Here is a 23,904-nt window from a genome sequence, read left to right as displayed (position 1 = left end):
CGCAGGTTCGTAACCGCACCAGCTATAGGCAAGGGCGGTGCCAACCAGATTTGCAATCAAATGAGCGAGGAATGGGGTCGCGTGTGCGATATCTGCTATCGGACCTCGTCGGTACGCTGGCAGAATTGTGACAGGGGGGTCGGATGGCCGGCACGGTCATTGCCGGGCACCGGGCACCGGTCAGCGGGCACCGGACTCATCGCAGGCGGGCGGCGCTTGACATGTAGCGTCGGCGCCAACTATCATTTCCTTTTGCTGTGTGTCAGCAAGGAGTCAAAGGGTCATCATGAGCACGTTCATTCCGAGCGCCAAGTCCATCGAGCGACGGTGGCACGTCATCGATGCGGCGGGCCAGTCGCTCGGGCGGGTGGCCAGCCTGGCCGCCAAGGTCCTGCAGGGCAAGCACAAGCCGACGTACACCCCCTATATCGACTGCGGCGATCACGTCGTGGTGGTGAATGCGGGTCAGGCCGTGCTGACCGGGCAGAAGGAAGAACAGAAGATGTACCGGTATCACAGCGGTTTCGAAGGCGGGCTGCGCGAGGAGCGCGCCAAGGACCTGCGGAAGCGCCGTCCGGCCCGTCTGATGGAGGAAGCCATCCGCGGCATGCTCCCGAAGACGAAGATGGGCGACCAGATGTACCGGAAGCTCAATGTGTACGAGCGCGCCGATCATCCGCACGCGGCGCAGCAGCCCCAGTCCCTCGAGGTCCAGTAAACGTGTCAGTCATCCAGTACTACGGCACCGGGCGTCGCAAGTCTTCGACGGCTCGGGTGTTCCTGCGCCCTGGCACCGGCCAGATCACCATCAATCACAAGCCGATTGCCGACGCGGTCAACACCGAGTCGCTCCGTCTGCAGGTCCGCTCCCCGCTCGTGCTCACCGAGACGCTCGACAAGTTCGACGTGGTGGCCACGACCGCCGGCGGCGGCATCTCCGGGATGGCCGGCGCGCTGCGCCTCGGCATCGCCCGCGCGCTGTGCCTCTACAGCGGCGAACTGCGTGGCCGCCTGAAGAAGGCCGGGCTGCTGACGCGCGATCAGCGCGCCAAGGAACGGAAGAAGTACGGCCTGGCGGGCGCCCGCAAGCGCTTCCAGTTCAGCAAGCGTTAACCCTGCTGTCCGGCCGGCGTGGCCCGGCCTTGTGTGTCTCGTGTTGGAGGAAGCTTGACCCCGATCGCTGTCAAAGACCTGCTGGAGGCCGGCGTACACTTCGGCCACCAAACCAAGCGCTGGAATCCGAAGATGAAGCCCTACATATTCGGCGAGCGCAATGGCATCTACATCATCGACCTCGGCAAGACCGCGCGCCTGTTCCGCGATGCCGAGCAGTTCGTGATGCAGTTGGCCGCCGAGGGCCGGACGCTGCTGTTCGTCGGCACCAAGCGGCAGGCGCAGGACGCGATTGCGGAGGAAGCCGCCCGCTGCGGCATGTTCCACGTCAACCAGCGCTGGCTGGGTGGGCTGCTCACCAACTTCACGACGATTCAGCGCAGTCTCGCCCGTCTGCGCGATCTCGAGGCCATGGAGACCGACGGCCGGTACGACATGCTCTCGAAGAAGGAGATCGCGCGGCTCGAGAAGGAGAAGCGCAAGCTCCAGAAGAATCTCGACGGCATCCGTCACATGGATCGCCTGCCCGACGCGGTGTTCATCGTCGACACGCGGCACGAGCAGATCGCCGTGGACGAAGCCCGCAAGCTGCGAATCCCCGTCATCGGTATCGTCGACACCAACTGCGATCCCGACCAGGTGAACTTCGCCATCCCCGGCAACGACGACGCGCTGCGGGCGATCCGGTTGTTCGCCTCGCGCATCGCCGACGCCGTGCTCGCCGGTCGTGGCGTGCGTGAGTCGGCGCAGGTCGAATCGGCCGTCGCCGTCGGACCCGATGGTGAAGCGGTGGCCAAGTCCGGTGGTGAACCGCTGCGCGCCCAGCAGCGTCCGTCCGTCGCCCGCGCCGCCGCGCCGAAGACGGAACCCGCGACACCCGCTGCACCGGCCTCGGTCTAATCGAGGCCGTTCGCCGCGGAGCGTTCCAGACGCCGGCCCGAGCTTCCCTCCGGCCGGCGTTTTCTGTGTCCATTCATCGGCGTCCGGCCCGGGCGCCCTCCCCTGTGTCTCATTCTCTGGATCCAAACGTCATGGCAATCACAGCTGAGATGGTCAAGGCCCTGCGCGAGCGTACCGGCGCGGGCATGATGGAATGCAAGACCGCACTGACCGAGTCCAACGGCGACGTGGACGCGGCCATCGAGTACCTCCGCAAGCGCGGCCTCGCCCAGGCCGCCAAGCGCGCCGGGCGCGTAGCCTCGGAGGGCATCGTCGGGATCGAGGTGAGCGACGACCGCACACGCGGCGTGCTCGCCGAGGTCAACTGCGAGACCGACTTCGTGGCGCGCAACGACGGCTTCAAGGCGCTCGTCGCCGAGATCACCAACACCGTGTTCACGAGCGACCTGTCGCACGATGCGCTGGTGGCGGCCGATGGCCCGATCGGATCGCGCATCACCGCCGAGATCGCCAAGGTCGGCGAGAACATGGGCGTGCCGCGGACCGCGCGCGTGTCTGCCGACTACGTGGGCAGCTACAGCCACATGGGCGGCAAGATCGGCGTGCTCGTGCAGATCGACGGCGCGAAGGCCGGTGCGGCCGACAACGATGCGTTCAGGAGCTTCGTCAACGAGCTGGCGATGCACGTGGCCGCGGCGGCGCCGCAGTACACCACCCGCGCGGAAGTGCCGGCCGATGCTGTTGCGAAGGAGAAGGAGATCTACCGCGCGCAGATGGCCGACTCCGGCAAGCCCGCCAACGTGGTCGAGAAGATCATCGAAGGCAAGCTCGGCGCGTTCTACGAGCAGGTGTGTCTGGTCGATCAGCCGACCATCCGCGATCCGAAGGTGAAGGTCTCGCAGGCGCTCGACGCGGTGTCGAAGGCCGTGGGCGCGCCGCTCGCGATTACGGGCTTCGTGCGCTTCAAGGTCGGCGAAGCCAACCAGAGCTGACCGCCTTCGCGCTTGCGGCGCTACGGCGCGGCAGGCCTGTTGCCATTCGTCATTCGTCATTCGTCATTGCAATGTCCTCCGGGCGGCAGCGGGAGCCTCTCCGCTGCCGCCCGTGTCGCATCCGCGAAGGTATAATCTCGCCCGGCATGTCGTCCGCTCCCCTGTACACCCGCGTACTCCTCAAGTTGTCCGGCGAAGCCCTGATGGGCGACCAGGGTTATGGCGTCGATCCCGCGGTTGTCACGCGGATCGCCGAGGAAATCGCCGAGATACGCGCGCTCGGCGTGCAGGTCGGCATCGTGATCGGCGGCGGCAACATCTTCCGCGGCATGGCCGCGAGCGCACGCGGCATGGACCGCGCGACAGCCGACTACATGGGCATGCTCGCCACGGTGATGAACGGGCTGGCGCTGCAGGACGGGCTCGAGCACAACGGCACGCCCACGCGCGTGCTCACCGCCATCGAGATGCGTGCCGTGGCGGAGCCCTTCATCAGGCGCCGCGCGATCAGGCACCTCGAGAAGGGCCGCGTGGTCGTCTTCGCCGCCGGCACGGGCAACCCCTACTTCACGACGGACACGGCCGCCGCGCTCCGCGCGATGGAGATCAAGGCCGACGTCATCATGAAGGCCACCAAGGTCGACGGCATCTACAGCGCCGACCCGAAGAAGGATCCCACCGCAACGCGATACGACCGCATCACCTACCTCCAGGTGCTCGAACAGGGCCTGCAGGTGATGGACGCGACGGCGATCTCGCTCTGCATGGACAACAAGATGCCCATCGTGGTGCTCGACCTCAACGCGCCAGGCCACATGCGCCGCGCGATCATGGGCGAGCCGGTGGGTTCGCTGGTTACCGCCTGATCAACGGAGCAGGAAGACACGACGATGGATGTCCCGGATCTGAAATCGCTGTTCGACGAATCACGCAAGCGGATGGGTGGTGCCGTCGATCACCTCAAGCGCGAAATGGCGGGCGTGCGCACCGGCCGCGCGTCGACGGCCCTCCTCGATGGCGTGCACGTCGAGGCCTATGGCTCGTCGATGCCGCTCAACCAGGTGGCGCAGCTCTCGGTCCCCGAGTCGACGATGATCGTCGCGCAGCCGTTCGACCCGCAGTTGATGGGCGCGATCGAGAAGGCCATCCGCGCCGCCAATCTCGGGCTCAATCCCGCCAACGACGGCAAGCTGGTCCGCATTCCCCTGCCCGCGCTCACCGAAGAGCGCCGGAAGGAACTGACCAAGGTCGTCCACAAGCTGTCCGAGGAAGCGCGCAACGGCGTGCGGCAGGTACGTCGCGACGCCAACGATCGCATGAAGCGCCTGCTCAAGGACCACGCGATCTCGGAAGACGATGAGCGGCGCGGCCTCGACGAGGTGCAGAAGCTCACCGATCAGCACGTGGGGCAGATCGACACGCTGCAGAAGCAGAAGGACCTGGAACTCCTCACGGTGTGACGCCCACGGTCGCCATCCTCTTCACGGGCGGGACGATCTCGATGCGCATCGACGCGCGATCGGGATCGGCGGTACCCGCCATGCGCGGCGACGACATCCTCGCGCACGTGCCGCAGCTTGCGGCCATCGCCGACGTGGAGCTCGAGGACGTCTCGCAACTCCCCGGTCCGCATGTCACGCCGGAACACATGTGGCGCCTCGCGAGACGCGTGGCGGCGTGGCTCGAACGGCCCGACGTCGAAGGTGTCGTCATCACGCACGGCACCGACACGCTCGAAGAGACGGCGTACTTCCTCGACATCGCCCTCCGCACCGACAAGCCCGTCGTCCTCGTCGGCGCGATCAGGACGATGTCCGAGCCGAGCTGGGATGGACCGGCGAACCTCGTGCATGCCGTGCAGGTGGCCAGCGCACCGGCGTCGCGCGCGCGCGGCGTGATGGTGGCGATGAACGAGCAGATCCTGTCGGCCCGCGAAGTCGAGAAGGTCCATACAGAGGCTGCCGCGTCGTTCCAGTCGCGCGAGTTCGGACCTGTCGGTGTGGTCGACGCGGGTGTGGTGCGGTATCTGCGATCGAGTCCACGCGAGACAGCGTGGTACGACGCGGAGGCCGATGGCCTGCTGCGCGTGCGGCGTGTCGAGCCCGACGTCGATCTCGTGAAGGTGGCCGCCGGCATGGACGGCCGGTTCGTGCGCTGCTCCATCGCGAGCGGCGCGAAGGGACTCGTCGTCGAGGCGCTCGGGCGCGGCAACGTCCCGCCGGCGATGCTCGACGACCTGGCGGCGGCCGTCCACGCAGGCCTCCCCGTCGTCCTCACGTCGCGCTGCGGCGCGGGCAGCGTGCGCGAGCGCTACGGGTATGAAGGTGGCGGACGCGGCCTGCGCGATCTCGGCCTCATCTTCGCGGGTCGCCTGAGCGGCGTGAAGGCGCGCATCAAACTGATGCTCGCCCTCGGCCACACCACCGATCGAGAAGCCCTCCGCACCATCTTCGACGACCCGCTCAGCTAGGGGACATCAACGTCGAGGAACACGCTTCCCACGCGGTCGAGGCCGAGGCTCCGCGCCGCGATGCGCAACTGGTAGCGTCCTGATGAAAGGTTCTCGAGCCGCAGCGGTGGTGCCGTCAGGGAACCCTCACTCTCACGCACATCGAACCGGCCGCCGGCCTTCCCCGCCGTCCGTCCCCGTCGATCGATGGCCAGCGCGAGCACTTCCACGGTATCCGTCGGGGGATCGCCGTGGTCCGGAGCGTCGAGCAGCGTGACAACGACCGTCATCGAAGGACGGCCGGTGGCTGAACGACTCGCCTGCGCGCTCACGCGCAGGCCGAGCGCATCGTTCGGCAGCGCGCTCGCCACTGCCGCACCCAGCGGCTTTGTCGCACGCTGCGCTTCGAAGGTCCGATCGGTCACGCGGGCGTACGCCGTCCGCGCACGCACGGTGAGCCCCGGACGCAGAACCTCTACCCGCACCTCACGCAATCGTTCGTCGCGTGCATCGTCCGCGGGCATGTAGCTCACGCGGTAGACATCACGCGTGGCGGCAAGCACCGCCGCTGCGGCGTCACCGGAGCCCGGCGCGCGCACGTACACGCCGCCCGTGCGCTCGGCGGCAACGCGTGCCGCGGCGTGGGGATCGTCCGACGTAGCCATGGTGTCCGACCGCCCGCGAAAGCCGCGTTCGATGCGCGCGACGCGCGCGAGGTGTCCCGCGTCGAAGGCCGTCGGATCCATGACGTGGATCGTCGCGCCGCCGCGCCGCACCTTGTCGATCGCCTCGACAATCTCCGCTATCCGTTGCAGTGTTTTGTCTGCCCCGCCACCGCCAGACGCGGAGCGCGCACGAATCGCCTCCTTGTCGACAGCGAGTGGAAGTCCCGCGCTCACGAGCACGATCGTGGCGTGTCGTGCCCCGGCACGACCGAGCATCAGGCCGATATTGCCGAGACTCGAGAGCAGGTGGTCGATCGCCGACTGCTCGCGCAGGTCGGGTCCCGCCTGGAACGTGGGAGTCCCATCACCGCCCGGTCGTGGATCGTCGGTCCTCACATCGAGCCCCGGAGCCTCGCGGATCGGCTGCATGAAGCGCAATCGCTCGATCCGTTCGAGCAGCGCGCGACGGTCGGTGGTGAACTCGTGCGCCACACGCCTGTCGCCGCTCGTCGGGACGAGAGCGATCCAGGTGCCGTCGGGAATGCCGTCGACCACGGCACGCAGCGCCGCCTTCACGCCGTCTCTGAGAACGCCGGTCACGCGCAGGTCATCGACGAGCAGTACCCACGCCCGCGACGTCCGCATGTCGCGATTGGTCCGCACGACCACACCGGCGTCCGCAGGCGCGACTGCGGAGGGTGCCATCAGCGCCTCCCCGCCCAGGAACTCGACGTGGAGGATGCGCTGACGCACGCCGTCTTCTTCGACAACGAAGTCCGCGCTTGTCAGATCGCGCGGCGCGGCGCCCGTCGCATCGGAGACCGCCACCTCGATCTCGGTGGCCAGCGTTGTCGTCCTGAACCCCGGCTGCACGGTCTGCGCCAGTGCGAGACCAAGGCTCACGCCGCTCGCGATCGCAAGGAACACGCAGGTTCTGGTTCTGAAGACAGACAATCCCCGGAATTCTACAGCGCCACGTCGTCGCAGGCTGACGAAGGGGCTGAAGCCCCTTCGCTCCATTTACCAAGAACGCGGGACCAGGCGACCGGGGCCTCCTCGCTCCATTCCGGAAAGGGTCCAAACCATCGGATGGAGGCCAGGGGCTTCAGCCCCTGGCGCGGGTGAAGGGTGGGTCGGGCCCGGAAGGCCGACCCTACCTGCCGCCGTAGTGGGTAGGGCCGGCTCTCCGAGCCCGGCCCTACATCGACATCAGAATGCGAAGCGTAAGCCGACGCGGACGTTGCGTTCGCCTGTCGCCGACGTGATCTGCATGAAGTTGGCGCCCGTGACGTTGGCAGCCGGGTTGTTGAACTGCGGTGTGTTCGTGAGGTTGAACGCCTCGACGCGGGCCTCCAGACGCCGGCGGCCGACCTGGAAGCCGCGGAACACCGACAGGTCGAGACGCGTCGCGCGCGGGCCGCGCACGCTGTTGCGGCCGGTGGTGCCGTAGCGCGCTTCGGTTACCGTCGCCCACGCCGACGGATCGTAGTAGTTCACGCCGGGGCCGATGTCGCCCACCTTGCGAATCTCCCCCACGATGTCGGCCGTCTGCGTGTTGCCAGGCGCGTTGAGCGACGTGGCCGACGTCGTGACGGTGAACGGCGTGCCCGAGTACCGCGCGAAGATGCCGTTGACCTGCCAGTTGCGGATGATCGACGCCAGCACGCCCGAGCGCTCGCGGCCGAACGGCAGCTCGTACACGAAGCCCATCTGGAACACGTGCGGCCTGTCGAAGCCCGCCCGCGCGTAATTGCGCTCGAACGTATAGGCCGTGTTCCACGACAGGCCCGCCCACCCATCGTCATCGGTCATGTTCATGGCCTTGGCGAACGTGTACGCGCCCTTCAGGAGCAGCCCGTTCTTGAACGGACGGTTCACCGCGAGCTGGAGCGAGTGGTAGTTGGAGCGCGTGATGCCGCCGAACCACTGGATCGACGCCTGGTGGCCGAACTGCGCGAAGTACGGCCGGCCCGCCGCGCCGCGTCCGGGTTCACCGGCGTTGATGTCCTGGTAGGCGAAGCCGCGGTCGGTGCGCGTGCCGACGTACGCGGTGCTCAGCGAGATGTCGAGCGGCAGGCGGCGCTCGACCGTCACGTTCCACGACTGCACGTAGCCGCGATCGATGTTGTTCGGGTCTGGCGACCGCATCAGCACATTGGAGGGCAGCGGCGTGCGGCCGCTCGACGTGTCGGGAATCGGAATCTCGGGGATGCCGTTCTCGAGCCGGCCGTAGGGCACGAAGTTGTCGAGGGTCGCGTAGTCGGCCGCGATGGTGAGCGGATAGAAACCACGGAACGGCCGCGCGAACGGCTGCGGGTTGTACGTCACGCCGAAGCCCGTGCGGAACACCGTGTCATCGTCGACACGCCAGGCCACGCCGACGCGCGGCGCGAAGAGTCCCTTGCTGACCTTGATCCCGAGGTCGTCGGCGTTGCCGCCCACGCCACCGAGGAGGACTTCCATCGTGTTGAGGTCGAGCAGTTCGATGCCGCGTCCGTCGCGCATCATCAGCGGGTAGTACTCCCAGCGAATGCCCGCGTTGATGGTGACCTTCGAGTTCACCTGCCAGCGGTCGCGCACGTACAGTCCGAACTGCCACTCGCGCGCGGTCATCAGCTCGTTCTGGATGCTCTTGCCAACCACCGTGGGAAGGCCGAGCAGGAACGCCGCGTACTGGTTGTACAGGTTCGGTGCCGCACCGCCCCGCAGCGCCGTTGGTCCGCCGCCGAACGTGATGCCCCCGCGCGGCCCGGCACCCACTTCAGGCTGCCAGTGATTGAGCCACAGGCGTGCCGCTTCTCCGCCGAACCGCAGTTCGTGCCGTCCACGCAGCATCGTCAGGTTGCCCGACATCGAGAAGCTGCCGTCGTCGCGCTTCATCGGATACCACGAACGGCTCTCGCCGATCGTCGAGAGTCCCGTCGCGAACCAGGGGAATCCGCTCTGGCGCTCGTCGGGGCCGTTGGTCCCGGGAATGCCCAGTTCGTCGAGGCCATAGTTGACGCCGTAGTCGGGTGGCCTGAAGTCCTGCTTGTACGTGTTGAAGCCGATCGTGCCGTCGAGGATGGTGGTCGGTGTGAGCGTGTACGTCTGGCCGAGCGACGTCAGCACCGAGGTGGTGTTTCCGCGCCCCTTGCCCTCGAACCCGAACCGCGCGAGGTTCTGGCTGAGCGCGTCCATGACGCTCACCTTGCCCCACACCTGATGGGCCGCCGACCGGTTCCAGTTCAACTTGACGTCGTAGTTGTTGCGATCGAGGTTCGCCTCGAAATCCTGCACGTAGTTGCGCGCGAGGCCAGGCAGGTTGGGACGTGGGTAGTACTCCTGCAGGCGCAGCGCGGACTGGCTGAGTCGATTCGCGGGAATGACGTTGTTGGCAAACGCCTGACGGTTGGCACCGTTGGCCGCACCCGTCGCGGGGTCGTAGATGACGTTGCTCACCTCGCCGAAATCGCCGGCGCGCATCCTCTCTGTCGGGACGTTGAAGAACGAGAACGTGGTCTCGCGCTCGAACATGCCCTCCCACGACGCGAAGTAGAACAGCTTGTTCTTGCGCACGGGGCCGCCGAGCGTGCCGCCGACGATCGTCCGCGACATGTCCGGCTTGGACGGCGCGAAGTACGGCCGCGCGTTCAGCCCGTCGTACCCGTGGAAGCCGAACGCGGATCCCTTCAGGTCGTTGGTGCCCGACTTGGTCACCACCGTGACGGCCGCGCCGCCGGCCATGCCCTGATCGGCGTCGAAGCTGCTGGTCGAGATCGCCACGGTGTCGATCGTCTCGGCGGGTGGCACGTATCCGAGGTGATGCGTGAGCCAGACGTTCATGTTCACCTGGCCATCGAGCTTCGTGCCGTTGTTGTTGGAGTTGGTGCCGTTGACCACCGAGCGCAGCGACTTGCCCGGCGTGTCGTTCGTGTTGGCACCGACAGGCGGCGTGGCGCCTGGCACGAGGTTCATCAGGCTCTGGAAGTTGCGATACGCCGGCAGCGGCATGTCGACGATGTCGCGCGAGCGGAGCTCGACGCGCGTATCCGACTTGTCTGTCTGCAGCACGGCCGCGTCTGCCGCAACCGTCACCGACTCGGTGAGATCGCCGACGAGCAGCACGACGTCGACACGCACGACGGTGCCCGCCGTGACGGGGACGCCCGTACGCGTGATCTCGCGGAAGCCCTGGAGCGACGCGACGATGTCGTACGTCCCTGGCAGCACGTTGGCAACCGTGTACGTGCCCGTGTCGCCCGAGACCGTCGTGAGCGTGAGTCCCGTCGCCGCGCTCTTGACGGTGATCGACACGCCGGGCACGTGGCTCTGCGATTCATCGACGACGGTGCCGACGACGCTCCCGTAGAGCGTCTGCGCACCAGCCGCACGTGGCAGGACGGCAAGGCTGCCACACAACGCCAGGGCCGTCATGAGTCTGGCCAAGCGGGTTCGTTCGAAATGAGGACATGAATTCATGTTCATGGGGGAGGGTCCTCCTGTAACGAGACGTCAGGACGCCCGACGTCCGTAGGTGTACGTACCGATGGTGGTGCCGTCGAGTTTCCGCATGGTCACGGCGAGTTCGTGATGCGTCGCGCTCTCGAACGGCCGTCCGCGCCGGATGTCGTACGGTCCCATGAACGCGATGGGCACGCTCACGGTGCGGTAGAAGTACTTCGTGCCGGGTTGCAGCCCCTCGATCCGGACCTTGTGGACGAAGGCGTCGAGCGGCTGCAGGCCCTCGTTGGTCCCGAACGCGACCTGGCCCAGTTCCTCGGTTTCACCGTATTCGATCCAGCCCGTGCTGGTGTCGTTGACGGCCCATGCGACAGCGGCGGACGTGCCCGTCGGGGCCTGCACCACAGGCGCGCCGAGCGTGCGGAAGTTCTCTGGAGGTCTGGCGACCCCTTGCCCCAGGACGGGATGCCCCACAAGGCCAGGCAATCCGGCGACAGGCCCGGACCGGAGGAAGCGGCGACGATGGAGGAACATGGTCGACCCTCCGCGAACCACCCGCGCAGGCAGTCTCGTCGCGAGCGACGAGATCACCCAGGGTTCAGCGCGCGGCACCGCGAATCGGCGTCAGCGCACCCAACGGGCATCGCGTGTGCGCAGCAGCCTACGCTCACACGGACCCATCTGCAAGAGTGCGCTTACGGTTCAGCTTGAACAGGAGGGACAAAAGAGGACGACAGGGGCCTGGCTCGTCCGGGTGTTACTCGTCGCCGAAGGTGATGCCGAGCGACTTGGCGGTGCGAACGACATCGCCGTCGGCCGGCACGAGGCGCATCTTGCCACCCACGTCGGCGAGCGGCACGGAGCCGATTTCCGGAGGATGGAACGCGACCATACGATCGCTCTGTCCCTTGACGAGCAGTTCGACAGCCATCGCACCGAAGCGCGTGGCCAGCATGCGGTCGAAGCTCGTGGGCGACCCCCCGCGCTGCAGGTGGCCGAGCACCACGGTACGCGTCTCCTTGCCCGTGAGTTTCTCCAACTCGGCCGCCACGCGGTGTCCCACGCCACCGAGGCGCTCGACGTAACCGCCGTCGGCCGCCTTCACGAGCGACACCTTCCCGCCCTTGGGCACGGCGCCTTCAGCCACGACCACGATGCTGAACTTCGCGCCATACGCGTCCCGCTGCTTGATGCGCTCCGCGATGCGGTCGATGTCGTACGGGATCTCCGGGATCATGATGACGTCGGCCCCGCCGGCCACGCCCGAGTAGAGCGCGATCCAGCCGGCGTACCGCCCCATCACCTCCACCACCATCACGCGCTGGTGGGCCTGTGCCGTAGTGTGCAGTCGATCGATCGCGTCGGTGGCGAAGGTCACCGCCGTATCGAACCCGAAGCAGTTCGTGGTCCCGACGATGTCGTTGTCGATCGTCTTGGGCACGCCGATGATCGGCATCCCCTTCTTGCTGAACTCGTGCGCGATCGAGAGCGTTCCGTCACCGCCGATGACGACGATGCCGTCGATCTGCAGCTTGTAGAACATCTCCATGCAGCGATCGGCGTAGTCGCGCGGCCCATCGGAGGTCTCGATCGGCTTGAGGAACGGGTTCCCGCGATTGACGGTGCCGAGGATCGTGCCTCCGAGGCGCAGGATGCCCGTGACGTCGCGCGGGGTGAGCACGGCGTGACGGTTCGTCTCGAGGAGTCCGTCGAAGCTGTTCTCGAGGCCGAGGCACTCGATCCCGTGGTTGTAGGACGCTTTGACCACGGCGCGGATGACCGCGTTCAGGCCGGGGGCATCGCCGCCACCGGTGAGTACACCAATCCGACGGACCTTGCTCATACGAAGACTTCAATCCTCTGGGGAAGACAGGATGTGCCGCACTCGCGCACGGGTCGAACTGATGAAGTATAAAGCAAACTCGCCGCTGGTCAGACCTGTCTTGCCGTCAAGGCCCCTTCGAACGACAAAGGCCCGGAGGCGAGGTGGCCTCGGGCCTGCGGATCCCGGTTCGGCGTGTGGGGTGTGTGGTGGACGGCAGGAGGCTCGAACTCCCGACCTCCGCGTTGCGAACGCGGCGCTCTCCCAGCTGAGCTAGCCGCCCACTCGTGGCGTTGGCCCTCACGGACCGAAGCACCCGTCCATCAGCCGCGCCTGGCAGCCCATGAACGAACAGGCAGTGTAGCACACCCGCGCCTTGCCCTTGTCGCCCCTACGGCCTGCCTCCGTCCTGACATAATGGAGGTTCTGTTCTACCTCCGTCGTCGCTCGCCTCTCGTCGTTGCCGACACGCTGGACCACATGGCTGGGCTCGCGCGGGCGGTGGGGCGTGCCTCCGAGGCGCTGCACCTCGCGCAGGTATCGACGTCAATCCGTCGCGTGCTCGACCATCAACCGCGAACGCCGTGGAGCCTCGTCCGTCGTGCGCTCGAAGGCCAGGGGTTCATCACCGCGCGCGACGTCGAACTGCTCGACCGCCTGCGGCGCGCCGACCACGACGAGGTTGCGCACTTCCTGCGCCGGCTGCCCGCCGGGGGGCGCGCCCTCATCCGCGACGGTCAGCATCCTCTGCGGCATCGCATCGCCGACGAGGACCTGCTGCTCGACGCCGACCTCGAACGCCTGCTCCCGCCGGATCTCGTCGACACCCTGGTTCCCGATTCACCCGACGATGCGCTCGTCCCGCTGGGGCGGGCGTGGATGCAGGCCAAGCAGGCGCGGCGTGAGTTGTCGGCAGCCGCTGGCGCCCCAGACGCGTGGCACCAGGTCGGCGGCCTGCGCCGCACCGATCCCGTGAGCCCCGATGTGGCGATGCTCGCCGTCACCGGCGACCCTGATGCCTGGATTCGCCGCGCGGCGGGTGCCCTGCCACGCGACGTCCTCATCGCCGCAGGCCAGCGATCGCTCGCCATCGGTGCCGATCCGGAGCCGATCGTCGTCCACGCGGTGACGCCCGACGCGGCAGCGACGAGCCTCACCTGGTACACCGGTCCACGCGCGCACGTCCGCGCGCTGCGGGCGCACGCGGCGGAGCGGCACCTCACGCTCACGCGCGACGCGCTGCGGTACCGCGAGACCCCGATCCCGCTGGCTGACGAGGCCACCCTGTACGCACGACTCGACCTCCCGCTCATCCCCGTGGAACTCCGCGCGCGTCCCGGCGTGCTCGACGCGGCAGTGCGTGGCGAGTTGCCGCAACTGGTCGAGGTCAGCGACATCCAGGGGGACCTGCACATGCACACCGTGTACAGCGACGGTCGCGACAGCGTCGCCGGCATGGTGCACGCCGCGCGCGCGCTCGGCTACCGCTACATGGCGATCACCGATCATTCGCCAACGGCGAGGGCCGCACGGGTGTTGACGCTCGAGCGCATCGCGGCGCAGGCCGAGGAGATCGCCGCCGTCCGCGCCCTGGCGCCTGACATCACGATCCTCCAGGGCATCGAGTGCGACATCCTCGAGGACGGGTCGCTCGACGTGCCGGACTCGCTGCTCGAACGGCTCGACATCGTGCTGGCATCGATGCACGAGAGCCACGGCCACTCGCCCGCGCGCATCATGCAGCGTTACGAGCGCGTCCTGCGCCATCCGCTCGTCAACGTGATCACGCACCCCGCCAACAGATCGCCCGGCCGGCAGCCCGGCTACGCCCTGCCCTTCGCGCGTCTGTTCGAAGAGGCCGCTCGCACGGGGACGGCGGTCGAGATCGACGGCGCGCCCGGGCACATGGACCTCGACGCACCGCTCGCGGAACTGGCGGGCACCATCGGCGCGACGCTCGTCATCGACAGCGACTGCCACATGGCCGATCGCCTCGGGCGCCAGATGCGTTTCGGTGTCGGGCTGGCGCGGCGCGCGGCGCTCACGAAGGATCGCGTCCTGAACACACGCGGGATCGACGACATCCGCGCCTTCGTCGCCGCCAAACGTGCCGGCGTCGTCGCCAGCACCGGGATGGTCGGGCCCGGAGGGCCGGGCCTGCCCAGGTCCGAATGACTGCCTGCAGTCGGAGACACGCAATGACTCGACGTTCGCTGCTGCCGGCCTGCCTCGCGCTCGTCGCCGTGTCGCTGCCGGCGTCACATGCTCACGCGCAGGTGGAAACCGAGAGCCTCGCCAAGGCCGTCCAGGCACACTACCAGCAGGTGCGCGACTTCACGGCGTCGTTCGAGCAGGCCTACGTCGGAGGTGTGCTGAAGCGACGCACCGTCGAGAAGGGCACCGTCGCCATTCGCAAGCCGGGTCGCATGCGCTGGGACTACGAGTCGCCGGAGAAGAAGCTGTTCATCTCCGACGGCACACGGATCTACTTCTACGTGCCCGCCGACAGGCAGGTGCGCGTCAGCGCGATGCCCGAGGCCGGCCGCGTCCCCACGCCGATTGTCTTCCTGGCCGGCCGCGGCGACCTGCTGCGCGACTTCACGGTCAAGGAAGTACCGGCACCACAAGGCTCGTCCGGGACGCGGGCGCTCGAACTGCGCCCCGTGCGCAAGGAACAGGAGTACGAGACGCTCACGCTGGTGGTCGACGCGAGCACGCTCGCGTGGCGTCAACTGGTGGTCGTGGATGGCCAGGGCGGGACGTCCACGTTCACGTTCACGAATCTGCGCGAGAATGTCGGCGTGCCCGACAGCCGATTCGTGTTCTCCATGCCCAGGGGCGTCGATGTCGTCTCGCAGGACTGACGTGATGGAGCGCCGCACGCGTCTCGCGTTCGTCGCGGTCGCGGCACTGGCCTGCACGCTGGCGTCGTGCGCGACGGCGCCTGGTCCGTATCGCGTCGGACAACTCGCCGAGCAGCGCCACGACTACGACAAGGCCATCGTTGCCTACGCGCAGGCGCTGGTGTTGCGCCCCGACGACGCGGAGATCGCCGCCGTCCTCACGCGCGCGAAAGTGCGCGCCGCCGCGCAGCACCTCGCGAAGGGCCGCCGGCTCTCCGGCACCGGCAGGCATGACGAGGCACTCGTCGAATTCCGGATCGCCCTGGAACTGCACCCCGAGAACGGCGATGCAGCAGTTGCCGTCAACGAGACCCGCCACATCCTCCGGACGAAGGTGGCCGTCGGCGGCGAGAGCGGCACGCGCCTCGAGTCCCTGATTTCTCGCGCGCGCACGCTCGCTCCCGTGGGGCGGACGCTGCCCGACGTCACGCTTCCCGATTCGCTCGTGTTCCGCAGCGCCGCCAGCCGCGACGTGCTCACGTCGATCGCGCGCTTTGCCGACGTCAGCCTCGTCCTGGATCCCGACTATCGCAGCGTGCCCGTCTCGATCGACCTGCGCGGCGCCACGCTGCCGGCGGCCCTCGATGCCGTGACGCGTGCGACGGCGTCGTTCTGGCGAACCACGGCGGACCGTACGGTCGCCGTCGTCCCCGACACCGCCGCCAAGCGGCGTGAGTACGAGGAAGATGTCATTCGTACGTTCTATCTGAGCAACGCCGACATCAAGGAGACCCTCGATCTCCTGCGCGTCGTCGTCGACGCGCGGCGCCTGTCGCCGATCACCGCGACCAATGCGATCTCGATCAAGGACTCCCCCGAGCGCGTCGAGGCGGCGGCGCGGCTCATCGCCGCGATCGACAAGGCACGGCCGGAGATCGTGATCGACGTCGAACTGCTGGAGATCGATCGCACGCGCTTCAGGCAGTACGGCCTGCAACTCCTCTCGCCGGGCAACGACGTCGGCATCGCCGGCCAGGTGGACGTCAACCGCGACGGCGGACTGAGCCTCGATCAGCTCGCGAACCTCGGACGCGGCGACGTCTTCTTCACCAGCCTGCCCGGCCTGTACTACAGGCTCCTCAAGCAGGACAGCGACACGCGCGTGCTCGCCAATCCGCAGTTGCGCACGTCGGATGGCCTGCCCGCGCAGGCCAGGTTCGGTGAAGAGGTCCCCGTGCCGCAGGTCACGTTCGCGCCGATCGCGAGCGGTGGCATCAACCAGCAGCCCATCACGTCATTCCAGTATCGGAATGTCGGCGTGAACATCGACATCACGCCGCGCGCGCATCACGACGCGGACGTGAGCCTGGCAGTGAAGATCGAGGTGAGCAGCGTCGCAGGTACGGGCTATTCGGGCCTGCCGACGTTCAACACGCGATCGATCGCCACGACGATCAGGCTGCACGACGGCGAGACGAACCTGCTCGCGGGCCTGATTCGCGACAACGAACGCAGCGTGATGAAAGGCGTGCCCGGGCTGAGCAACCTGCCGCTCATCGGCAGGCTCTTCGCCGGTAACGAACGCGAGACGCAGCAGTCGGACGTCGTCCTCATGCTCACGCCACGCATCGTCCGCGTGCTCGACCTCCAGGAGGACGACCTGCGTCCGTTCCTCGCCGGGCGTGGGGCCGCCGGTGCCGGTCCTGCCATCACACCCGTGCCGCTGCGACCCGTGCAGCCTCCCGTCGACGCGGAAGAGGAACCGTTCCCGCGCGTGCCGTTCCTGCCGGAACAGCCGGCACCGGCTCAGCCCCGCACGCTGCCGCCTTCCCCCGTCCCGTCACGCTGACGCAGGGCGATGACGGCTTCGGCGCGGGTGCCGGCCACGAACCTGATGGACTCACCTGGCGCCACCTGCGCGGCGTGCGTGAGGTCCGCGCCATACACGACGCCCACCACGGGATACCCGCCCGTGGTCTGACACTCCGCCATGAGCAGCACGGGCTTACCCGACGGCAATACCTGGATCGCCCCGTGGACGGTCCCGCTCGAGGGCCGCATCGGCACGACCAGTGGCACGGCGGGGCCGTCGAGGGGATAGGCCATCCGGCTGGCGGTCGACGCCACAACGTACACGCCTGCGCACAGCGCTTCGAACGCATCAGCATTCACCCACCCATCTGATGCCGGGATCACACGCAGCGTCGTCTCGAACGGCGGCGTCGGCCACGGTTCGACGCGAGGACTTCCTCCCGTGCGCGTGCCGATCGCCAGGATTGCCCCGTCGGCAAGCGCACCGCGCCGCGGCGCCAGCGGCCACGCACTCCGGCTGCCGAGCACCAGGGGTAGCTGGAGTCCGCCCCGCACGGCGACACACGCTCGCGCACCGTGCAGCCTGGCGCCGAGCACGAGTTCGTCGCCCGGAGCGAGGGTCAGTGCTTCGTCCTGCGGCACTGATACGCCGTTCACCGACACAGCGAACCTCGCGCCTGTCACGGCCACGCACGCCGGCCCCTCTGCACGGAGCGCGCAGCCGACCAGCGTCACTTCGAGACCTGCTTCGTCGGGGTGATTGCCCACGAGCGCATTGGCCCGGCGCAGCGCGGCGAGATCGAGCGCACCGCCGACCGGCACGCCCACGTGCTGATAGCCCCATCGACCGGCGTCCTGCACCGTGGTGTGCAGGCCCGCGCGCGTGACGACGATGCGGGAAGGCTCTGTTGCACCGCTCACGACCGTCGCTCCACGAATCGCACGCGATCGCCGGGCGACAACAGTGCAGGGGGACGTGCCGCCGCATCGAACAACGTGACGTCGGCGCGACCGATCACGTGCCAGCCGCCCGGACTCGGCCAGGGATAGATGCCGGTGTACTCCCCCGCCACGGCCACCGACCCGGGTGGCACGCGCGGCCGTGGCGTGGTGCGCCGTGGAACCTGGAGGGCCGGATCGAGAGGACCGAGATACGGGAATCCCGGAAGGAATCCGACGAAGTGCACGGTGTAGATGGTCTCGCGGTGACGCCGGCAGACCTCGTCGGACGTCAGGCCCGTCGCGCGAGCGAGGTCATCGAGGTCTGGCCCGCCATCACCACCGTACGTCACGACGATCTCGATGGTGCGTGGCGCCACAGGTGTCGTCGCCCCCCTCGTCGCGTCGGTCCGCAGCGCGCGTTCGATCTCGCCGACGTCGGCGTGGAGCGGATCGATGTGGACCACGAGTTCCCGCATGCCGGGCACGACGTCGCGAACGGCGGCGACATTCGCGGCGCGGATGCGCGCCGCCCATTCGTGCACGCGCGTGTTGGCGGCGAGCACGTCCCGCTCGTCGGCGCGAATCGACAGCGCCGCGTCGCCGAGCCACGTGAGCCGGCACTCGTGCGTCACGCGCCCCCTCCCCTCGCGAGCGCGGTGAGAAGCTTCGTGTGAAGATCGTCGAACCCGCCGTTGGACATCACGATCACGAGGTCGCCCTCCGTCGCTTCGGCAGCAACGGCATCGACAATGGCGGCCGTTGTCGGGAGATGTCTCGCGCGCTGTCCCCGGTCGATCAGGTCCTGTACGAGCGCAGTGACCGACAAGCGGCGCCCTTCGGGAAGGTTCGTCCTGAACACCGACGCCAGCACCGTGTCGTCAGCATCCACGAACGCATCGGCAAAGGCCTGCTGGAACACGGCCAGGCAACTCGACGCGGAGCGCGGCTCGAAAATCGCCCAGATGCGAGACGACGGGTTCGCGCGCCTGACGCCGTGGAGCGTCTCCGCGATCGCCGTCGGGTGATGGGCGAAGTCGTCGTACACGGCGACGCCGCGAACCACGCCGCGCAGCTCCGTGCGTCGCTTCACGCCCGCGAACGCCGCCAGGCCGGCCGCAATCGCCTCGAACGGCACACCGCGCGACGACGCGACTGCGACCGCCGCGAGCGCATTGCGCACGTTGTGCATGCCCGTCATCGGGATGCGCACGTCGCCGGCGAGGACGTGCGCGGCCGAGCCCTCGCGTCGCCAGACCTCGAACGTCGTGCCGCCGGGTTCCGCGCGCACCTCGCGCGCCTGCCAGTCGGCCGACGCAGACACCCCGAACGTCTCGACGACGCCGAACGCCGTGCCCGTCAGCGACGCAGCGCCCGCATCGTCCACGCCGATGAACACGCGACCGTCGGCAGGCACGAGTCGCAGGAGCCTGGTGAACGCCGTGAGAATCGCGTCCACGTCGGGATAGATGTCGGCGTGGTCGAATTCCACGTTGTTGACGATGACGGTGTGCGGGACGTACTTGAGGAACTTGGCCGTCTTGTCGAAGAAGGCACTGTCGTACTCGTCGCCCTCGATGACGAAGTCGCGACCGTCGCCAAGCCTGTAGCTCGCATCGAAATTGGCCGCAATGCCACCGACGAGCAGCGACGGATCGAGACCTGCGTGCGTCAGGACCCATGCCACGAGGCTCGTTGTCGTGGTCTTGCCGTGCGTCCCCGCCACGACGATCGGATCGCGCTGCCAGAGAAACTCGTCGCGGATGCGTTCAGGCAGCGAGCAGTATCGCTGCCGTCGCGACAGCACCACTTCGAGTTCCGGGTTCCCCCGCGAGATGGCATTGCCGACGACGATGAGGTCGGCGTCTGGATCGACGTGCGCCGCGTCGTAGCCGTCGAAGACGTTGATCTTCTCGGCGCGCAGGAAATCGCTCATCGGGGGGTATACGCCTGCGTCCGATCCCGTGACGCGATGCCCACGCCGCTGGAGCATGGCGGCAAGCGTCGCCATCGCGGTTCCCGCCACGCCGATCAGGTGAATGCGCACGATGGTCTCCTCGTCACTCGACGGCGGCCTCGTCGATCGACAGCACGACATCGTCTGCGGCGATCAGCGTGGCTTGTACGCCGAACGGCAGGCTGAGCATCGGCCGCGCCGTATGCCCGCTCGCCACGCCCGCCACGATCGGGCCGTCGACACCTTCCAGCCCCGCCCTGACGGCATCGAGTGCCATGAGTGCGCCGCCGGGCTCATCACATCCCGGCAGTTCGTTGAAGACGATGCCCGTGACGTGCGCGAGCGCGCCTGCGGCGCGCAGTTGCCACAACAGACGATCGATCCGATACGGACGCTCGTTCACTTCGTCGATGAACAGGACCGTCGGCTCCATGGCCGCGAGCGCCCACGGCGTACCGAGCAACGCGGCCAGTTGCGTGAGCGTGCCGCCGCGCAGGACGCCCGACGCTTCGCCAGGACGAACGACGCGTACGCCGGTGGTGTCGACACGGCCGAACGCCACCGGTTCCATCGTCAGGCGCAGGAAGCTGTCGCGATCGTACGTGGCCGGACCGCGCGCGAGGCGACCTTCGACCATGGGTCCGTGGATGCTGACGAGTCCCGCGTGCCCGGTGGTCACGTCGAGCAGCGCCGTGATGTCGCTGTAGCCAATCAAGAGCGTGCGCGACGCGCGCAGTTGGTCGACGTCGAGGAACGGGAGCAGATGCGCGGACCCATACCCGCCACGCACCGCGATCACGGCGCGCACCTCCGGATCAGCCAAAGCCGACCGCAACTGCGTCGCACGGGCTTCTGGTGCGCCGGCCACGTACGGGGCGCCAGACGCAGCGATGTGAGCCGGTGGTGCCACCACCACAGGCTCGAAGCCGAGTGCGCGCAACTCGTCGGCGCCAGCCTCGACATCCGCCTCGCGTGACGGACTCGCCAGCGTGAGCAGCGCCACGCGATCGCCTGCACGCAGCCGATGCGGACGCAGGAGTGGCCTGAGCGCCGTCACGCGAACTGCCGCATCTGCTCGGCGATCGCGGCGTGCTCCGCCGATCCGATCACGTCTCGCAGCGAAGGTGGCATCGGTGCCTGACGACGCGCGGAGTCCGAGAGATACCGCGCCTTGAGTGCCTCGTGCCGCGCGAGCGCCTCGTCCACGCGTGTTGCCGAGAGCGTCCCGGCTTCGAGGGCGTGCACCAGACCTTCGAGTGACGCCGCCACGCGATCGGGATCGCCGCCACACTGCAGGATCGCGTCGCATCCCGCCGACAGCGCACGAACCGCCGCATCCCCCGGCTCCACGTGCGAGGCGATCGCCTTCATGTCCATGTCGTCGGTGAACACGAGACCGTCGAAGCCGAGCTGACCGCGGAGCCGTCCGCTGATCACGGCGTCCGAGAGCGTGGCGGGATTGTGCTCGTCGAGGCTCGGAAGCAGGAGGTGGCACGACATCACCGCGTCGAGCCCCGCCGCGAATGCCTCGACGAAGGGCTTCCACTCGACGCGCTCGAGCCTGTCCGGCGGGAGGTCCACCACGGGCAGTTCGTCGTGCGAGTCGACAGCCGCCTCGCCATGCCCCGGGAAGTGCTTCGCGCACGCGGGCATGCCTTCGGCGTGCAGGGCCTCGATCGTCGCCACGCCATGACGTGCCACGACGTCAGCGGTCTCGCCGAACGCGCGGTCGCCGATCGCCGGATTGTCGCGTCGCGTCAACACGTCGAGCACGGGCACGAAGTTGAAGGTGATGCCCATCGCGCGCAACTCGCGCGACAGCGCGCGCACGAAGCGGCGGGTCAGCTCGACATCGTCTGCCCTGCCGAGCGTTGCGGGCGGTGGCCACAGCGTGAGCGGCGCCTTCACGCGTTGTACGCGGCCACCCTCCTGATCGATGGCCACCCACACCGGCGTGCGCGACAGTTCCTGCGCTTCGCGCGCCAGCTCCGCCACCTGTGCCGGCTCGGCCACGTTGCGCGAGAACAACACGACACCGCCGAGGTCGAACTCGCGCGCGAGCGCGCGCAGTTCGGCGGGAATCGCGTGTCCGCTGAATCCCGCCAGCAGCAACTGCCCCACCTGCCGTCGTCTGTCGCGCTGGTTCATCGAGAGGATGTCCGGCCGTGCCGGACGCGTCATTATAATGGCGCGATTGCGCGCCCGACGCGTGCGCACCTGCGTCCTGCCGTGGAGAACACCGCCATCGCCCGCGTCCTCGCCGAGATTGGCGATCTGCTCGAGATCCGGGGCGACAACCCGTTCAAGATCCGCGCGTATCGCAACGCGTCACAGGTGATTCGCGACACGGGCGAGCGCGTCGCGGACTTCACGGCTGCCGACCTTCGCGCGCTGCCGGGTATCGGCAAGGACATCGCCGCGCGCATCGAAGAGCTCGCCGCGACCGGCATATCGTCGTTCCATCGCGAACTGGCGGCGGAGTTTCCGACAGGCCTGCTCGACGTGTTGCGGCTGCAGGGTGTGGGTCCGAAGACGGTGGCATTGCTGTACCGCGAGCTCGGCGTCGGGTCGATCGACGATCTCCGCGCCGCCATTGCGGCCGGCACGATCCGCAAGGTCAAGGGCATGGGCCCCGGCAAGGAAGCCGCGCTCGCCAAGGCCATCGAGGATCACGCGACCTTCGCAGGCAGATACCTTGCCTCGGAGGTGTGGCAGCAGGCGCATGCCCTGCTCACCCACCTGCGCGCCGCGTGTCCGGACGCCACGTTCGATCTCGTGGGCAGCCTGCGGCGCGGCGCCGAGACGTGCGGCGATCTCGATGTCCTCGCGACGGCCGCGCCGTCGGCGGTGATGGCGCACTTCGTGTCGTTCCCGCGCGTGGAGCGCGTGCTCGGACAGGGGCCGACCAGGAGCAGCGTCCGTCTCTCGAAGGGGCTGCAGGCCGATCTGCGCCTGGTACCTGCCGAATCGCGCGGCGCGGCACAGCAGTACTTCACCGGAAGCAAGGCACACAACATCGAGTTGCGGGACCGCGCGCTGCGCCAGGGACTGAAGCTGAACGAGTACGGCCTGTTCCGGGTGGACGATGAGACGCGTGTGGCCGGGGAGACGGAAGCGGAGATCTATGCGGCGCTGGGGCTGCCGTGGATCGCGCCGGAGCTTCGCGAGAACCGTGGCGAGTTCGACGCCGCGCGTGACGAAGGGCTGCCTCTCCTCGTCGAGCGTGCGGATCTGCGCGGCGATCTGCACTGCCACACGACGGCCACCGACGGTAAGGACACGATTCGTGCGATGGCGATGGCCGCGCGCGACGCCGGACTGAGCTATCTCGCGATCACCGACCATAGTCAGGCGCTCGCGATGGCCAATGGCCTCGATGAAACGCGTGCACTGGCACACGCGGCGGCAATCAGGGCCTGCGACGACGAGGTCGAGGGCATCACGCTGCTGGCCGGCATCGAGTGCGACATCCGCACCGACGGCACGATGGATCTCGCCGACGACTGCCTCGCCCAGCTCGACATCGTCATTGCGTCGGTCCACTCGGGGCTGTCGCAGGAGCCGGCGCGCATGACCGACCGTGTACTCCGCGCGCTGGAGTGTCCGTACGTCGACGTGCTCGGACATCCGACAGGACGCATGCTGCTCCGGCGCGAGGCGAGTGCCATCGACATCGAAGCCGTGATCGCACGCGCGGCCGATCTGGGCGTGGCCATGGAGATCAACGGCCAGCCGCATCGCCGCGATCTGAACGACACTCATGCGCGCCTGGCGCGCGATCGCGGCGTGAAGATCGTGCTGTCCAGCGACGCGCACGCCGTGGCGGGTTTCGAGCACCTCCACTGGGCCACGTTCACCGCCCGCCGCGCCTGGCTCTCACCCGGCGATGTCCTGAACTGCCTCCCCCTCGACCAGCTGCGCCGCTACCTCCGCCGCAGTCGACACGTGTAGCGGCGCATGCGTCGCCCC

The 23,904-nt window shown here is 68.1% G+C and carries 20 protein-coding genes and 1 tRNA gene; 11 read left to right on the top strand and 10 right to left on the bottom strand.

The window, feature by feature from the left end:
- Nucleotides 1–286 precede the first annotated feature (286 nt).
- The 7 genes from rplM to IT182_08690 all read left to right on the top strand — a co-directional run bounded on the left by rplM (nucleotide 287) and on the right by IT182_08690 (nucleotide 5,475).
- The gene (gene rplM, locus IT182_08720) at nucleotides 287–718 is read left to right on the top strand and encodes a 50S ribosomal protein L13 (protein MCC6163417.1); all 432 of its coding nucleotides are present in this window, start codon (nucleotides 287–289) and stop codon (nucleotides 716–718) included.
- Nucleotides 719–720: 2 nt separating this feature from the next.
- Nucleotides 721–1,113: a 30S ribosomal protein S9 gene (gene rpsI / locus IT182_08715; GenBank protein MCC6163416.1), complete on the top strand. Its 393-nt coding sequence runs from the start codon at nucleotides 721–723 to the stop codon at nucleotides 1,111–1,113.
- A 54-nt stretch (nucleotides 1,114–1,167) separates the two neighbouring features.
- Entirely contained in the window at nucleotides 1,168–2,013 is an 846-nt protein-coding gene (rpsB, locus tag IT182_08710) for a 30S ribosomal protein S2 (GenBank protein ID MCC6163415.1), read from the top strand.
- 131 nt (nucleotides 2,014–2,144) lie between these two features.
- Entirely contained in the window at nucleotides 2,145–3,005 is an 861-nt protein-coding gene (locus IT182_08705) for an elongation factor Ts (GenBank protein MCC6163414.1), read from the top strand.
- Nucleotides 3,006–3,151: 146 nt separating this feature from the next.
- A complete protein-coding gene (locus IT182_08700) occupies nucleotides 3,152–3,871 on the top strand; it encodes a UMP kinase (GenBank protein MCC6163413.1) in 720 nt (239 codons plus the stop codon).
- Nucleotides 3,872–3,895: 24 nt separating this feature from the next.
- Nucleotides 3,896–4,465 (top strand): ribosome recycling factor, encoded by a 570-nt coding sequence (frr, locus tag IT182_08695; protein ID MCC6163412.1) that lies wholly within the window; start codon nucleotides 3,896–3,898, stop codon nucleotides 4,463–4,465.
- Complete coding sequence (locus tag IT182_08690; protein ID MCC6163411.1) at nucleotides 4,462–5,475, top strand: asparaginase; 1,014 nt, start codon at nucleotides 4,462–4,464, stop codon at nucleotides 5,473–5,475. Before frr ends, IT182_08690 begins: the two co-directional genes overlap by 4 nt.
- Here IT182_08690 and IT182_08685 read toward each other — a convergent pair.
- The 5 genes from IT182_08685 to IT182_08665 all read right to left on the bottom strand — a co-directional run bounded on the left by IT182_08685 (nucleotide 5,472) and on the right by IT182_08665 (nucleotide 12,667).
- Nucleotides 5,472–7,073: a VWA domain-containing protein gene (locus IT182_08685; protein ID MCC6163410.1), complete on the bottom strand. Its 1,602-nt coding sequence runs from the start codon at nucleotides 7,071–7,073 to the stop codon at nucleotides 5,472–5,474. The two genes, IT182_08690 and IT182_08685, sit on opposite strands and share 4 nt — an antisense overlap.
- Before the next feature lie 255 nt (nucleotides 7,074–7,328).
- Nucleotides 7,329–10,547 carry a TonB-dependent receptor gene (locus IT182_08680; protein ID MCC6163409.1) on the bottom strand — a complete coding sequence of 1,073 codons (3,219 nt, stop codon included), beginning with the start codon at nucleotides 10,545–10,547 and terminating at the stop codon, nucleotides 7,329–7,331.
- Between the two features lie 66 nt (nucleotides 10,548–10,613).
- The gene (locus IT182_08675) at nucleotides 10,614–11,096 is read right to left on the bottom strand and encodes a fibronectin type III domain-containing protein (GenBank protein MCC6163408.1); all 483 of its coding nucleotides are present in this window, start codon (nucleotides 11,094–11,096) and stop codon (nucleotides 10,614–10,616) included.
- Nucleotides 11,097–11,319: 223 nt separating this feature from the next.
- Nucleotides 11,320–12,405 (bottom strand): ATP-dependent 6-phosphofructokinase, encoded by a 1,086-nt coding sequence (locus IT182_08670; protein ID MCC6163407.1) that lies wholly within the window; start codon nucleotides 12,403–12,405, stop codon nucleotides 11,320–11,322.
- 186 nt (nucleotides 12,406–12,591) lie between these two features.
- Nucleotides 12,592–12,667: transfer RNA gene (locus IT182_08665), tRNA-Ala, on the bottom strand.
- A 134-nt stretch (nucleotides 12,668–12,801) separates the two neighbouring features.
- On the opposite strand from IT182_08665, the gene IT182_08660 reads away from it, so the two are divergent.
- From IT182_08660 to IT182_08650, 3 genes are read left to right on the top strand one after another with little or no spacing between them, the layout of a single operon-like run.
- A complete protein-coding gene (locus IT182_08660; protein MCC6163406.1) occupies nucleotides 12,802–14,559 on the top strand; it encodes a PHP domain-containing protein in 1,758 nt (585 codons plus the stop codon).
- Nucleotides 14,560–14,582: 23 nt separating this feature from the next.
- Nucleotides 14,583–15,248: an outer membrane lipoprotein chaperone LolA gene (gene lolA, locus IT182_08655; protein MCC6163405.1), complete on the top strand. Its 666-nt coding sequence runs from the start codon at nucleotides 14,583–14,585 to the stop codon at nucleotides 15,246–15,248.
- Between the two features lie 4 nt (nucleotides 15,249–15,252).
- Nucleotides 15,253–17,076, top strand: coding sequence for a hypothetical protein (locus IT182_08650; GenBank protein ID MCC6163404.1), 1,824 nt, complete (start codon nucleotides 15,253–15,255; stop codon nucleotides 17,074–17,076).
- Here IT182_08650 and IT182_08645 read toward each other — a convergent pair.
- From IT182_08645 to nagZ, 5 genes are read right to left on the bottom strand one after another with little or no spacing between them, the layout of a single operon-like run.
- The gene (locus IT182_08645; GenBank protein ID MCC6163403.1) at nucleotides 17,034–17,960 is read right to left on the bottom strand and encodes a biotin-dependent carboxyltransferase family protein; all 927 of its coding nucleotides are present in this window, start codon (nucleotides 17,958–17,960) and stop codon (nucleotides 17,034–17,036) included. The genes IT182_08650 and IT182_08645 overlap by 43 nt on opposite strands.
- A complete protein-coding gene (pxpB, locus tag IT182_08640) occupies nucleotides 17,957–18,613 on the bottom strand; it encodes a 5-oxoprolinase subunit PxpB (protein MCC6163402.1) in 657 nt (218 codons plus the stop codon). The genes IT182_08645 and pxpB overlap by 4 nt, the downstream gene beginning before the upstream one ends.
- Entirely contained in the window at nucleotides 18,610–20,025 is a 1,416-nt protein-coding gene (gene mpl / locus IT182_08635) for a UDP-N-acetylmuramate:L-alanyl-gamma-D-glutamyl-meso-diaminopimelate ligase (protein MCC6163401.1), read from the bottom strand. Before mpl ends, pxpB begins: the two co-directional genes overlap by 4 nt.
- A gap of 13 nt (nucleotides 20,026–20,038) precedes the next feature.
- The gene (locus IT182_08630) at nucleotides 20,039–20,992 is read right to left on the bottom strand and encodes an LD-carboxypeptidase (protein MCC6163400.1); all 954 of its coding nucleotides are present in this window, start codon (nucleotides 20,990–20,992) and stop codon (nucleotides 20,039–20,041) included.
- Entirely contained in the window at nucleotides 20,989–22,152 is a 1,164-nt protein-coding gene (nagZ, locus tag IT182_08625) for a beta-N-acetylhexosaminidase (protein MCC6163399.1), read from the bottom strand. Before nagZ ends, IT182_08630 begins: the two co-directional genes overlap by 4 nt.
- 12 nt (nucleotides 22,153–22,164) lie before the next feature.
- On the opposite strand from nagZ, the gene polX reads away from it, so the two are divergent.
- A complete protein-coding gene (polX, locus tag IT182_08620) occupies nucleotides 22,165–23,886 on the top strand; it encodes a DNA polymerase/3'-5' exonuclease PolX (protein ID MCC6163398.1) in 1,722 nt (573 codons plus the stop codon).
- Nucleotides 23,887–23,904: the final 18 nt, after the last annotated feature.

The organism is Acidobacteriota bacterium (genome assembly GCA_020845575.1).
GTDB lineage: Bacteria > Acidobacteriota > Vicinamibacteria > Vicinamibacterales > Vicinamibacteraceae > Luteitalea.
This window is presented reverse-complemented; position numbering and strand designations above follow the sequence as displayed.